Genomic DNA, 13,983 nt, shown 5'->3' with positions numbered 1-13,983 from the left:
CGTCCAAGTCTAGACCCGAGAGCCGACAACCCAACCGTCAGGCGCCGCCCGGAGCGCCGATCACGTTGCCGGGCGGCGAGATTCGCTCGCCTCGAGCTCTTGCCGCGCCGTCGCGCAGATCACTGCGGGCAGGCCTCCTGCAGCACCTCGACGACCGACGGCAGGACGTGCGTGTGCGGGCTCGCCTCAAGCGTCTCGCGCGAGACGGAACCCGAGAGCACCCCCGCGACGAGACCCGCCCCGCTGCGGGTACCCGCGATGAGATCGGCACCCGTGTCGCCCGCGACTACGACCCTTCGGACGTCGACGACGCCGGCACGTTCCATCGCCCGGAAGATCATGTACGGCGCGGGACGCCCCGCCGCCACCTCGTCGGCCGTGACGAGCGCATCGACCATCCCGCCGTCCTCGAGCGGCCCGACGCGCCAGCCCACCCCATCGAGCACCATGTCGGCGACGTCGCGGGTGAAACCGGTCGTCAGGGCGACCTTGAAGCCGGTGGCGCGGTGGATGGGCACGCTCGTGCGTGATCAGGTGATGTTCACCCCCGGCTGATTGGATGAGCGGGTGACCACCCTCCTGCTCATCCGCCACGGCCAGACCCCCAACAACGTCATCGGTGCGCTGGATACCGCGCTGCCCGGCGCCGGGCTCACCGAACTCGGCCACGCGCAGGCCGACGACCTCGTGCCGCGCCTCGCCGATCGCCGCATCGATCGAGTCGTCGCGTCCGCCCACGATCGAGCGCGTCTCACGGCCGGACCGCTCACCGCCGAACGCGGGCTGACGCTGACGCAGGACGCCGGCTTCGGTGAGATCTTCGCCGGTGATCTCGAGATGGCGACGACGCACGAAGCCGCCGACATCTACCTCGACACGGCCTACGCGTGGGCCACCGGTGACCTCGAGGCGCGCATCCCGGGTGGCCCCGCCGGCGCGGAGACGCTCGAACGGTTCACCGAGGCACTCGAACGCTCCCTGGACGGGCTCGACGACGATGCGACGCTCGCCGTCGTCAGTCATGGCGCGGTGCTGCGGCTATGGGTGACGTCGCAGTGCGAGAACCTCACGCCGCGGGAGGTGCGTCAGCGTCGGATCCCCAACACGACCGTCCTGACGCTCGAGGGTCGGCCGGGCGCCTGGCGATTCGTGGCCTGGGACGAACCGCGCCTGCTCGACCTCGCCGCCGACGACCCGACGGCCAACGCCGACGAAGACTGAATAGCCCGCGGCGCGCATCGCGTCAGCCGTCCGCCGCCTGAGCCACATGATGCTGCCCGAGTCAGTCAGGACTGACTCGGGCAGCGCCACGTGACGCGACTGATCAGGCAGCCTGCGCGCTCGTGCTCGACAAGGTGGGCGCCGTGGTCGACGAACTCGTCGAACCCGAACCACCCTGCGTCTGGCCGCTCGGCGCGCCATCGTGGCGGGGTCCGTCATGCCCGCCCGGCCCGCCGGGCTTGCCGGCCGTCACAGTCACGGTCTTGAGATCCATGCTGACGTCGATCCGCACGTGCGCACCCGCCTTCGTGTCGAACGCGTGGTAGGTGCCGTCGCTCTCCTTGTAGACCTTCTCGACGGTGACGCCCGAGTCCTTCGCCTTGACGGCGTTCTTGACGCCGGTCAGGGCGGTACCCGTCACCTCGGTGCCGCGGTGGTGACCGTGGTGGCCGTGACCCCGGCCGGTGCGGACGGTGACCGTCTTGAGGTCCTTGCTCACCTCGACCATGACGCGCTTGCCGGACCTCGTGCCGAACGCGCGGTACGAACCGTCCGGCGCCTGACGCACGCCCTTGACGGTGATCGACGCGTCCTTCGCCTTCACCGCATTCTTGACGTTCGTCGCCGCGGTCCCCGCGACCAGCTTGTCGTGCATGCCGCGCATGCCGTGCCCGTCCTGGCCGGCGGCGCTGCCCTGCTGCGTCGTGGTGTTCGGGGTGGAGGTGCCGGTGCTCACCGTCTGCGAGCTCGCGAGCGCCGCCCCCGAGACCGCGAGGGTGCTCACTGCGCCGACGCCGGCGGCGATCTTACGACCGTTCTTCGCCATGGTTGACTCCTTCATCCGTGGGCCTCGACCGTTCGTGGCCCGACGGATGCACGCTGACCGCCGCGGCTGTGATGAAGCTATGTGCACTACAAGGCGAGCCCATGCGTTCGCCTGCCGTCAGGTTCGAAGAAGCTGAGAGAATGCCGCCATGCCCGGCGCTCCCTCCGACGATCTCGCACCCATGACCTCTCCCGCTCCGTCCGCCCGCCCGTCGAGTGGCGATCACATCGCGTTCTATCGGTTCGTCGCGGTGCCCGACGTCGACGCCGCCGTCGTGCGGGTGCGCGAGCTGTGCGCTGCGCGCGAGGGTTTGACGGGGTCGGTCCTCATCGCGAGCGAGGGCGTCAACGGCATGCTCGCCGGAGCGCCCGAACAGGTCGACGCCTTCCGCGCGGCAGCGAGCGCCGACGCCGTCACGCGGGCCCTGTTCGACGGCATCGTCACCAAGCGCACCGCGTTCACACGTCCGCCGTTTCGCCGCATGATGGTCAAGGCGAAGCGCGAGATCGTGCCGCTGGGCGTCGACGGGCTCGACATGCCGAACCGCATGGAGGACGTGCGTGCCACCGACGTCGCGCCGCAGCGATGGCGCGAGCTGATCCGGCGCGACGACGTGATCGTCCTCGACAATCGCAACAGCTTCGAGTTCGGCGTCGGCCACTTCGAGGGGGCGATCGACCCGGGCGTCGAGAACTTCCGCGACTTCGCCGACTACGTCGAGGCGCACGCGCCTGCGTGGCGTGAGAGCGGGACGAAGGTCGCGATGTACTGCACGGGCGGCATCCGCTGCGAGAAGTCGAGCCCGTGGATGCAGGATCTGGGTCTCGAGGTCTTCCAGCTTCAGGGCGGCATCCTCAACTACTTCGCGCAGATGCCGGACGCCGACGTCGACTGGCGCGGCGAGTGCTTCGTGTTCGACGAACGCGTCAGCCTCGACACGCACCTGCGCGAGAGCGGCACGGGCGCCGCGGACGTCGACGAGCCCCGCCCCTCCGAGTGACGAGCGCGGGGCGCCTGCCCGACGGCACATGACATGTCGCCCCCGCTGACGAGTGCCCGCTGGGTCGTCGGGGCGTCGCGTCGTCGGGGCGTCGCGTCGTCGGGCCCACTGGCTGACGGACCGCCCAGCCCGCTGAAAATCGGGTGACGCCACCCCGCCACGCCGCCTAGCGTGAGGGTGTTCCCACCACTCCAGGAGGCCTGTGTATTCATCGTCCTTGCCCTCGGCCGGCGGCTCGTCCGGCAGCCACCTGCGCGTCGACGGCGTGTCGAAGAGCTACCCCGACCGTCGCGTCCTGACGAACATCTCCTTCAGCGTCGCGGGGGGCGAACGCGCCGCCCTCATCGGCGAGAACGGCACGGGCAAGTCGACGCTTCTGCGCCTCGTCGCCGGCCTCGAGCGCCCGGATGCGGGCAGCATCACCGCGCCCGGCAGCGTCGGTCTGCATCATCAACAGGCGCCGTTCGCCCTGACGCTGACGGCGCAGCACGTGCTCGACGACGCCGCTGAGCCGATCCACGCTCTGGCGCGAGCGGTCGAGGTCGCGGGCGAGCGTCTCGCGCGAAACGCCGAGGACGCGCTCGCCGCAACCGAACTCGACGCGGCCCTCGCCGCGGCGGAGCGAGCCGATGCGTGGAACGTCGAGCACACGATCGACGAACTCGTCGACGGCCTCGGCATCGGCGCAATCGCGCGTGACACGCCGATGAACGAGGTCTCCGGCGGCCAGCTCGCCCGCTTCTCCTTGGCGTGGACGCTCATCCGCCGTCCGCAGACGCTGCTGCTCGACGAACCGACCAACCACCTCGACGATCGTGGCGCGCAGCTGCTCACATCGATGCTCCTGACGTGGCCCGGCCCGGTGCTGCTCGCGAGCCACGATCGTGCCTTCCTCGACGAGAGCGTCACCGACCTCATCGACCTCGACCCGCGGCCCCTGCCGCACCGGGTCGCCGCCCGCATCTCCGATGCCTCGGACGCCGGCGCCGCCCACGGCGTCACGCGTTTCACGGGCACGTTCTCCGACTACGTCCTCGCTCGCCACGACGAGCACGAACGCTGGGCGCGCCAGTACGAGGACGAGCAGGCCGAACTCAAACGGCTGCGCGCGAAGATGAGGGAAGACCACACCGTCGGGCGCCCCGAACGAGGGCCCCGCACCGAGGCGCGCGGGGCGAAGAAGTTCTACTCGGACAAGAACGCCACCGTCGTCGCGCGCCGCGTCAACGATTCGCGCACGGCGCTGGAGCGACTCGAGAAGACGCAGGTGCGCAAACCCCCGGCCACGTTGCGGTTCAACACCGAGCGTTCCCTCGCGGCGGCCTCACGCCCGTCCGAACTTCCCGGCGGGCCGCTGCTCGCGGCGTCCGCCGTCAGCGTTCCGGCGCGTCTGGAGCCGACGAGCCTGACGGTGTCCGCCGGCGAGCGCCTCCTCGTCGAGGGGCCGAATGGGTGCGGCAAGTCGACGCTGCTGCGCGTCCTCGCCGGCGAGTTGGAGCCCGTCACGGGGTCAGTGCATCGCGAGCGCCGTGTCAGCGTCGGATTGCTCGGCCAGGACACGGCACCGCTCGCGTCCGACCGTCAGCCCTCTGCCGGCCCTGACGTCGACGCCCCGCACCTCGAGCCCGACACCACCGTCCTCGACGCCTACCGCGCCCGTGTCGGTGACGACCTGGCAGCGCGACATCCGCTTGCGACGTTCGGCCTCATCGCCGGACGCGACGAGAACCGTGCGTTGGCCGATCTCAGCGTCGGGCAGCGTCGTCGTCTCGATCTGGCGTGTCTGCTCGCGTTGCCGCCGGACGTGCTGCTGCTCGACGAACCGACCAACCACTTCTCGCTCCTGCTCGCCGAGGACGTCGAACGGGCTCTTGACGACTACCCGGGCGCCGTCGTCGCCGCGAGCCACGACCGCATGCTGCGCTCGCGCTGGGCAGGAGAACGCCTCGCACTGAGCTCCCAGAAAACCCCCTAGCCACGCTCCGGAAAGCGGCGTAGGGTCGAGGCAACTGTTGTCCAGAGAAAGGAGTTCATGTCATGGGTATCGATGACAAGTTCGACAACGCCAAGGACGAGAAGCTCGGCCAGGCCAAGGAGGCCTTCGGCAAGGCGAGCGACGATCAGGGTCTCGAGGCCGAGGGCAAGGGCGACCAGATGGGCGCCAACCTCAAGCAGGCCGGCGAGAAGATCAAGGACGCCTTCAAGGGCTGATTGCCCGAAGCGTTGCCTACTTGGTCACGGGGCGCATCCTCACGACGAGGATGCGCCCCGTGTCGTATGTCCGCCCGGTCCAACCCTGCAGGCTCCCCCCGGGTACGAGCGCAGCGTCGACGGCCGATCGTCACGATGCGGTCTCGGTCGCGTCGCGTCCAGAGCGCTCGCCCAGGCCGCCCCGCAGCGTCAGACCGCGTCACCCACGCGACATTCACAGGCCCCCTTAACACTCCCGTAACAATGGGGCGCGAGGGGTGTCACCTCGCTGGCCTACAGTGATGAGCGGCACACGTGACCGGCGACGTGCGTCCCCGCGCGAGGCCGAGGTGTCCTCCTGTTCATGAAAGGCAACGTATGTCCTCGACTCCTGACGCGCTGAAGAATTCGGCCGCGTCCGATTCGCGCGACTCCGGTGACACCGGGTACGCCAAGCACCTGAAGAACCGCCACATCCAGATGATCGGCATCGGCGGCGCCATCGGCTCCGGCCTCTTCCTCGGCTCCGCGGGGCGTCTCAACGAAGCCGGCCCGTCCCTGATCTTCAGCTACGCCATCTGCGGCGCCGTCGCGATGATCGTCGTGCGTGCGCTCGGTGAGATGGTGCTGCACCGCCCGAGTTCGGGTGCCTTCGTCTCCTACAGTCGCGAGTTCATCGGAGAGAAGGGGGCGTACGCAGCGGGCTGGTTCCACTTCCTGAACTGGGCCTTCACTCTCATCGCGGACGCAACGGCGATCGCGACGTTCCTGTACTTCTGGAAGCCGGTGTCCGACGCCTTGCCGAAGTGGGCGCTCGCCCTCATCGCGCTGGCGATCGTTCTCGCCATCAACCTCATCGGCGTCAAGCTGTTCGGCGAGGTCGAGTTCTGGTTCTCCATCATCAAGGTCGCCATGCTCGTGGTCTTCATGGTGGTCGCGATCTACTTCATCGCGACGTCGCACCAGCTGGGCCCTGATACCGCAGGCCTGCGCAACATCACCGATCACGGCGGGATGTTCCCGAACGGGCCGAGCCACATGTGGACCCTGATGTCCGGCGTCATCTTCGCCTACGCCGCCATGGAACTCATCGGTGTGGCCGCCGGCGAGACGGAGAACCCGCGCGAGGTCATGCCGAAGGCCGTGCGCTCCGTCCTGTGGCGCATCCTGATCTTCTACGTCGGCACGATCACGCTGTTCTCGCTGCTCCTGCCGCACACCGCCTACCAGGCGGACACCTCGCCCTTCGTGACGGTCTTCGACCGCATCGGCTTCCACATCGGCGGCGTGAAGATGGCCGACATCATGACCGTGGTCCTCGTGACGGCGGTCGCCAGCTCGATGAACTCCGGCCTCTACTCCACCGGGCGCGTGCTGCGCTCGATGGCCGAGGCGGGCACGGCGCCGCGTTACCTGCGCAAGATGAGCAAGCACCAGGTGCCGTGGGCCGCGATCGCGACGACGGCTGCCTTCGGTCTCATCGGTGTGGCCATCAACTATGCGTGGCCCTCGGATGCCTTCGAGATCGTCCTGGAGGTCGCCGTCCTCGGCATCATCGGCGTGTGGGCCATGATCCTCATCTCTCACATGATGATGGTGCGCAAGGCGAAGCGCGGTGAGATGCAGCGACCCGACTTCCAGCTCAAGGGCGCGCCCTTCCTCAACATCGTCGCGCTGGGCTTCCTCGGCTTCATCCTGGTCCTGATGGCGACGCAGGGTGGCGTGCTGCAGAAGGTCGTCCTCATCATGGGCCCGGTCGTGGCCGCTCTCATGATCGGCGGTTGGTTCCTCGTCCGCAATCGGATCAACGCCGAAGCGTTCGACTCCGAGGACAACGCCATGGTGTGAGCCTCCGCTCATCACGTCTGATGCCCCGTCTACGTTCGTAGGCGGGGCATCACGCGTCGATGGCGTCATCTCAGAGCGGACACGTGTGTGCACGCGGTCACATCGGTGGCCTAGAGTGTGCCAGTCATGTGGCCTGGGCTACGGCCCTCGAGCAGTAAGGCATCCCTCGATGTCCTCCCTCCTCTCTGAGCCTGCGCCCACCTCCGGGTCCGCGGCTCCCGGCGCGAACGGCCCCGCCGACGCCCCGCATTCCCGCGACGCCGGTGACGCCGGGTACGCCAAGCACCTGAAGAACCGCCACATCCAGATGATCGGCATCGGCGGCGCCATCGGCTCGGGCCTCTTCCTCGGCTCCGCCGGGCGCCTGCACGAGGCCGGCCCGTCCCTGATCTTCAGCTACGCGATCTGCGGCATCGTCGCGATGATCGTCGTGCGTGCGCTCGGTGAGATGGTGCTGCACCGCCCGAGCTCGGGCGCCTTCGTCTCCTACAGTCGCGAGTTCATCGGCGAGAAGGCGGCCTATGCCGCCGGGTGGTTCCACTTCATCAACTGGGGCTTCACCGTCATCGCCGACTCGACGGCCATCGCCGGGTTCCTCATCTTCTGGAAACCGATCTCCGACGCGCTGCCGCAGTGGGCTCTGGCGCTGCTGGCTCTCACGATCGTGCTCGTCATCAACCTCATCGGCGTGAAGTGGTTCGGCGAGATGGAGTTCTGGTTCTCCATCATCAAGGTCGTCACGATCATCGCGTTCATGTTCGTCTCGATCTTCTTCATCGTGACGAGCAAGGATCTGTCGTCGGACGGTCAGCACGCCACGGCCGGCCTGCACAACATCACCGACAGCGGTTTCTTCCCGAACGGCGTGTCGCCGATGTTCATGCTGATGTCCGGCGTCATCTTCGCGTACGCGTCGATGGAACTCATCGGCGTCGCCGCCGGCGAGACGGAGAACCCGCGCGAGGTCATGCCGAAGGCGGCGCGCGCCGTCGTGTGGCGCATCCTCGTGTTCTACATCGGCACGATCACCCTGATGACGCTGCTGCTGCCGACCGACCAGTACAAGAAGGGCGAGTCGCCGTTCGTCACCGTGCTCGACCGCGTCGGGTTCCACATCGGCGGCGTCCACATGGCCGACATCATGAGCGTCGTGCTGATCTCCGCCGTCGCGAGCTCGATGAACTCCGGCCTGTACTCGACCGGCCGTGTGCTGCGCTCGATGGCGATGGCCGGCACCGCGCCGCGCTACCTCGCGAAGATGAGCAAGACGCAGGTGCCCTACTGGGGCATCTTCACGACGTTCGCGTTCGGCCTCATCGGCGTCGGCATCAACTACGCGTGGCCGTCGGACGCGTTCGAGATGGTCCTCGAGCTCGCGACGCTCGGCATCATCGGCGTGTGGTCGATCATCCTCATCAGCCACCTCATGATGGTGCGCAAGGCCAAGCGCGGCGAGCTGGAGCGACCCGACTTCAAGCTCAAGGGCGCGCCGTTCCTCAACATCTTCGGCCTGCTGTTCATGGCGGCCGTGCTGCTGCTCATCATGTTCGGCGACGACCCGAAGGCCGCCAAGGCCGTCTACATCGGCGGGCCCGTCCTCGCGGCGCTCATGGTCGGCGGCTGGTTCCTCGTGCGCGGCCGCATCAACTCCGAAGCGTTCGACGACGAAGCGTCACGCATGTCCTGACGATCGAATGCCCGACGTGACGGCGCCCCACCCGGCCGGGTGGGGCGCCGTCACGTCTGTGCACTCCAGACGCCTCCTCGTGACCGGATCGCTCACGGCGATGACGGCCCTGCGTGCGTTGATGCCGCACGCCTCCCCTAGTGTGTGCGTGCCCAGGCCGCACCCGGCCTCGACGTGAAAGGGAGCGATGTCGACCTCCGCCGACACCCAGAACAACCCGGCGCCCACCGCGGGACGCCCCGCCGACGCCGGTGACCACGGCTATGCGAAGAACCTGAAGAACCGCCACATCCAGATGATCGGCATCGGTGGCGCCATCGGCACCGGACTGTTCCTCGGTGCCGGTGGCCGCCTCGAGAAGGGCGGGCCGTCCCTGCTCATCTCGTACGCCATCTGCGGTGTCGTCGCGATGATCGTCGTGCGCGCCCTCGGCGAGATGGTCGTGCACCGCCCGAGCTCGGGCGCGTTCGTCAGCTACAGCCGGGAGTTCATCGGCGAGAAGGCTGCCTACACCGCCGGTTGGATGCACTTCATCCACTGGGCGACGACGATCGTCGTCGACTGCACCGCGATCGCCCTGTACTTCCACTACTGGGGCTTCTTCAGCGAGCACGTCCCTCAGTGGGTCATCGCAGCCATCGCCCTCGTCGTGACCGTCGCGATCAACCTCGTCGGGGTGAAGCTGTTCGGTGAGATGGAGTTCTGGTTCTCCATCATCAAGGTCACCGCCCTGCTGGGGTTCATGGCCCTCGCGATCTACTTCATCGTCTCCGGCCACCACGTCGGTGGTTCCGCACCCGGGCTGCACAACATCACCAACCACGGCGGGTTCTTCCCGCACGGTCTCGCGCCGATGTTCATGCTCATGCAGGGCGTCATCTTCGCCTACTCGTCGATGGAGCTCGTCGGCGTCGCCGCCGGTGAGGCCGAGAACCCGCTCGAGGTCATGCCGCGCGCCGTCAACTCGGTGCTGTGGCGCATCATCGTCTTCTACCTCGGTTCCCTCGTGCTGCTGACGCTGCTGCTGCCCACCGATGAGTATTCGTCGACGACGTCGCCGTTCGTCACCGCCCTGGCGCAAGCCGGCGTGCCACACGCGGGGGACGTCATGAACGTCATCGTCATCACGGCCGCGGCATCGTCGATGAACTCGGGCCTGTACTCGACGGGACGTGTCATGCGGTCGATGGCCGTCTCCGGTTCGGCGCCGCGCTTCCTCGGCGTCATGAGCGGACGCGCCGTGCCCGCCGCCGGCATCATCGCGACGGCTGCACTCGGCGCTGTCGGCGTGGTCATCAACTATCTGTGGCCGAGCGAGGCGTTCGAGATCGCGCTCAACTTCGTGTCGGTGTGCATCATCGCGGTGTGGTGCCTCATCATGCTGAGCCACCTCGCGTTCGTCGTGAAGTCGAAGCGTGGCGGCGCCCCGCGGCCCGCGTTCCGCCTGTGGGCCTCCCCCGCGAGCGACATCTTCGCGCTGCTGTTTCTCGTCGCCGTCGTCGTGCTCCTGGCGACCAGTGACAACAAGGGCTTCCTGACGGTCTGCGTCGCCTCCCCCATCGTTGCGATCGTCCTTGTCATCGGGTGGTTCTTCGTGCGGAACAGGATCGACCCCGACGCCTTCGACGCCGAGGAAGCACGCCTCGAGGGCCACGAACACTGACCCTCACCTCGGCACCCTGACGAACCCCCACCTGCCTGATGGGTGGGGGTTCGTGACGTCGCCGGTGCAGGAGGTTCGGTTGTGGCCGACGGCCGCCGACGCGCGATGGGGGTCATGTCGTTCGCCACTAGACTGACCGGGTGATCGAGCTTCCTGTGCTGTTCTCCACCACGCCCGACTACTACCGTTTCGCCGTCGTCGAGCTGCGCCGTGAGCTCGACATCGAGAAGGTGACGCGCGTCGGCGAGGACGCCGGGCTCGTGCAGTTGAAGGACGGCGGCCTCGAACGGATCCACGACCTCGCGACGAGCGGTTACCTCAGGTTCTGCAAGTACCTCGCGAACGTCGAGGCGCACACGCCGACGAAGGCGCATCGGCACGACGACGTCGAGGAGATCGCCGAGTGGGCCCTCGACGCGATGACGACGCGCCTCGAAGCGCTGACCGAGGCGGGCCGATATCGGGCCGGTGACGCCGTGTCGCTGCACACCTGGGATTCGGGGCAGGCGCCCTGGGCGCCGGGCAAGGTGCGTCGCCCCCTGCTCGAGATGCTCATGGACGAAGGTGTCCGCGTCGTCCCCGGCGGCGCCGAGCACACGCTGTCGCTCTGCCTCGGTGAGGATCGTCTGACGACGGGGGTGACGCCGACCCACCTCGGCCTGTCCGACTGGGCCGGCGGGCGCATCCGCCTCGCCGCGCGCAAGGAGCAGGTCAGCCGCGCCGAGTTCAAGCTCGAAGAACTCTTCGGTCTCATCGACGTGCCGCGCGGAGACGTCGCCGTCGACCTCGGCGCGAGCCCCGGGGGCTGGACGCGCATCCTGCGCTCGCACGGTTTCTCGCAGGTGCACGCCGTCGACCCGGCCGACATCGACGAGCGCGTCATGAACCTCGGCGGCGTCGAGCATCACAAGACGACGGCGGGCGAGTTCGTCGCGAAGCACGGCGAGCGCGTCGACCTCATCGTCAACGACATGCGCATGCCGCCGCAGCTTTCGGCGCACACGATGCTCGAGGCGTCCGACATGCTGCGTCCCGGCGGCAGCGCGATCGTGACGTTGAAGCTCGGCACGAACAACCCCGTCAAGCAGGCCGACGAGGCGATGACGATGCTGACGAAGGCGTATGACATCACCTTCGCGCGGCAGTTGCAGCACAACCGCCACGAGATCACGCTGGTGCTCTCTCGCGTGTGATGCCGGCGCTCATCTCCCAGCATCGGGAGAAAATGCGTCGCCGCTCGCCGAGTCGGCTGCAAAACTCCCGACATGATGAGTTCTGAGCCCGACGCTGCCGACGCTGCCCGACTCTTGCGTGAACAGGCACCTCACCTTTCGACGCTCGAGGTGCGCCCGAGCAAGACGTCCGGCAGCAGCAACTGGGTCTTCCGGATCGGGGAGCACCTCGCGCTTCGTCTGCCACGCTCGGATGCCTACGCCGACGACCTCGCCAAGGAGGTGACGTGGCTGCCGATGCTCGGAGCTGCCGTGAGAACACCGATCCCCCGAATCGAGTTCACCGGGCGCCCAAGTGCGGTGTTTCCGCGCCGATGGGCCGTCATCACATGGCTCGAAGGCCGCACGCCCAGAGATCTTGAGGCGCCGATGCAGCAAGCGCTTGCCACCACGCTCGGCGAGTTCACCGCAGAGCTCCACGCGCTCGACACCTGCGGCGAAGTGGGCGGCGCCGAGCGCTGGGGCTACCGCTGTGGGGAGCCGGTGAACGACACCACTGACGGCTGGGTGGAGGAAGCAGCCGATGAGCTGAGCGATCTCTTCGACCCGGCTCAGGTGCGCCTGGCGTGGAAGCGGCTGCGCGAGGTCGGCCCCGCGCCTAAGGCCGGGGCCTGGGTGCACACCGACCTGTCGCCCGAGAACGTGCTCGTCGACGCTCGCGGCGCGCTGGCCGGGGTCATCGACTTCGGCGGGCTCGGTGTGGGTGACCCCGCGGTCGACCTGCTCTACGCCTGGGACCTCTTCGACGCACCGGGTCGCGCCGTGTTCGCGCGTGCCGCTGGTGCCGACGAGGCGATGTGGGCCCGTTCTCGCGCATGGGCCTTCGCCGGGCCGGGTCTTCTCACCTTGGCGAATTACCGCGACACCATGCCCGAGCGCACGGCGCGTCTCACCCGCATGGTCGAAGCCGTCGCCACCGACGTCGGGGTCGCTCTGCGCTGAAACGTCCAACCTTGGGAGTTTCGCAGCCAGTGCCTGGCCGAGTGGCTGCCGAACCCCCAACGTCAGGAGTTTCACAGCCAGTGCCTGCCCGAATAGCTGTAGAACTCCCAACGTCAGGAGTTTCGTCCGCCTACGCGAGCTGACGGAAGTGAGCCCGCCACTCGTCCGACGTTCGCACCGCGAGGCCCCGGCGTCCGAGGGCTGCGGCCACGGCTCGCACCGTTCCAGCCGGGTCGCGGTATATCCCGTGCGACACGACGCGGATGACCTCCCACCCCTCTGCGCGCAACGCCGCTTCGCGCTCGAGGTCCGCGTGCTTCTGCGCCTCGGTGGTGTAGTGGTGATCGCCGTCGTACTCGATCGCGATCTTCAGCTCGGGGTACGCGAGATCGAGCCGACGACGGCGCCCGCCGGCGACCACCTCGACCTGCGCCACCGGTCGCGGCAACCCCGCAAGGATGAGCAACACGCGCAGCCGCGTCTCCATCGCCGACTCTGCTGCCCCATCGACGAGCCGCACGAGATCCCGCCCGCGCCCCGGCCGCGTGCCGAGCGACTCCGCCCATGCAGCACGAGCCCGCACTGCATCCACCGACCTCAGGCGCAGGATGGCATCGGCGAGAACGACGGCGTCGACGAGGGAGAGCCACGGCAGGCACTCGCGCACGAGATCGAGCGGAGCCGTCGTCGGCAGGCGCCGCCGCACCGACGGCACCCACACCTCGGCAGTCTGCGAACGACCGAGGTGCCGATGCACGACCAACCCGGCGCTGCGTACGTCCCGATGCGCAGGGATGCTGACGCTGACACCCTCGAACGCAGGCACCGGCAATCCCCACAGCTGCGCCGCATCGAGGCGGGAGATGCGCGCTCCCTCCCCGCAGCGTCGTAACGCCGCCGCGCACCGAAGCCCGTGCGCCACCGGAACGCGAGCGTCGACGAATACACCTCGGAAGAGGCGACGGACGTCATCGGAGGCGAGGTCGCTCCGACTCAGGCCCGCCGCGAGCGCCTCCTGCGAGGTGAAGGGCAACGGACCGAATGCGCCCAGCGCGGTGCGTCGCCGCTCGGCTACCGCTCGGCGGGACGCGCGCTGTCCGGACGACGTTTCAGCTGCGGGTGAAGAGGTGGTCATGCCCCCAGACTCGCGGGTTCGCTGCGACCGTGCCGAAAGTTATCCACAGGACCTGGGAGCTTGGCGGGCGCGGCCGTCGAAGCGCCCGAGCTTGGGGTTTCGCAGCCGACCCGCGCCCCCGCCGGCCTTAAACGCCCGAGCTTGGGAGTTTCGCAGCCGACCCGCCACCCCCTGGGCCTCAGACGCCCGAGGTTGGGAGTTTCGCAGCCGGCCCGCGGCACGCGACCGTCGAAACGCCC

General features: G+C 68.4%; 12 protein-coding genes. 9 read left to right on the top strand and 3 right to left on the bottom strand.

Annotated features, from left to right (window positions below; translation table 11 throughout):
* Positions 1–119: 119 nt before the first annotated feature.
* Positions 120–518 carry an HAD hydrolase-like protein gene (locus EDC82_RS02345; RefSeq protein ID WP_235006082.1) on the bottom strand — a complete coding sequence of 133 codons (399 nt, stop codon included), beginning with the start codon at positions 516–518 and terminating at the stop codon, positions 120–122.
* Positions 519–567: 49 nt separating this feature from the next.
* Between EDC82_RS02345 and EDC82_RS02340 the strand changes: the two genes are divergently transcribed.
* The gene (locus EDC82_RS02340) at positions 568–1,221 is read left to right on the top strand and encodes a histidine phosphatase family protein (protein WP_006945659.1); all 654 of its coding nucleotides are present in this window, start codon (positions 568–570) and stop codon (positions 1,219–1,221) included.
* A 103-nt stretch (positions 1,222–1,324) separates the two neighbouring features.
* Here EDC82_RS02340 and EDC82_RS02335 read toward each other — a convergent pair whose 3' ends face one another.
* Entirely contained in the window at positions 1,325–2,047 is a 723-nt protein-coding gene (locus EDC82_RS02335; RefSeq protein ID WP_131940484.1) for a hypothetical protein, read from the bottom strand.
* Between the two features lie 181 nt (positions 2,048–2,228).
* On the opposite strand from EDC82_RS02335, the gene EDC82_RS02330 reads away from it, so the two are divergent.
* The 8 genes from EDC82_RS02330 (at position 2,229) to EDC82_RS02295 (ending at position 12,609) form a co-directional block, all read left to right on the top strand.
* Positions 2,229–3,047 (top strand): rhodanese-like domain-containing protein, encoded by an 819-nt coding sequence (locus EDC82_RS02330; RefSeq protein ID WP_235006080.1) that lies wholly within the window; start codon positions 2,229–2,231, stop codon positions 3,045–3,047.
* A gap of 217 nt (positions 3,048–3,264) precedes the next feature.
* A complete protein-coding gene (locus EDC82_RS02325) occupies positions 3,265–5,022 on the top strand; it encodes an ABC-F family ATP-binding cassette domain-containing protein (RefSeq protein ID WP_235006078.1) in 1,758 nt (585 codons plus the stop codon).
* A 62-nt stretch (positions 5,023–5,084) separates the two neighbouring features.
* The gene (locus EDC82_RS02320; protein ID WP_006945671.1) at positions 5,085–5,258 is read left to right on the top strand and encodes a CsbD family protein; all 174 of its coding nucleotides are present in this window, start codon (positions 5,085–5,087) and stop codon (positions 5,256–5,258) included.
* Positions 5,259–5,615: 357 nt separating this feature from the next.
* Complete coding sequence (locus EDC82_RS02315; RefSeq protein ID WP_006945676.1) at positions 5,616–7,085, top strand: amino acid permease; 1,470 nt, start codon at positions 5,616–5,618, stop codon at positions 7,083–7,085.
* Between the two features lie 169 nt (positions 7,086–7,254).
* Positions 7,255–8,772 (top strand): amino acid permease, encoded by a 1,518-nt coding sequence (locus EDC82_RS02310; protein WP_131940478.1) that lies wholly within the window; start codon positions 7,255–7,257, stop codon positions 8,770–8,772.
* 187 nt (positions 8,773–8,959) lie between these two features.
* Positions 8,960–10,435: an amino acid permease gene (locus EDC82_RS02305; RefSeq protein WP_074040599.1), complete on the top strand. Its 1,476-nt coding sequence runs from the start codon at positions 8,960–8,962 to the stop codon at positions 10,433–10,435.
* Positions 10,436–10,575: 140 nt separating this feature from the next.
* Positions 10,576–11,628: an SAM-dependent methyltransferase gene (locus EDC82_RS02300; RefSeq protein ID WP_235006077.1), complete on the top strand. Its 1,053-nt coding sequence runs from the start codon at positions 10,576–10,578 to the stop codon at positions 11,626–11,628.
* Between the two features lie 72 nt (positions 11,629–11,700).
* Complete coding sequence (locus tag EDC82_RS02295; RefSeq protein WP_062258547.1) at positions 11,701–12,609, top strand: aminoglycoside phosphotransferase family protein; 909 nt, start codon at positions 11,701–11,703, stop codon at positions 12,607–12,609.
* A gap of 130 nt (positions 12,610–12,739) precedes the next feature.
* Here EDC82_RS02295 and EDC82_RS02290 read toward each other — a convergent pair whose 3' ends face one another.
* Positions 12,740–13,435, bottom strand: coding sequence for an endonuclease domain-containing protein (locus EDC82_RS02290; RefSeq protein ID WP_050786530.1), 696 nt, complete (start codon positions 13,433–13,435; stop codon positions 12,740–12,742).
* Between the last annotated feature and the right edge of the window lie 548 nt (positions 13,436–13,983).

The organism is Dermacoccus sp. SAI-028 (genome assembly GCF_004346775.1).
GTDB lineage: Bacteria > Actinomycetota > Actinomycetes > Actinomycetales > Dermatophilaceae > Dermacoccus > Dermacoccus nishinomiyaensis.
Note: the sequence above shows the minus strand (reverse complement) of the source record. Positions and strands in the feature narration are given on the sequence as shown.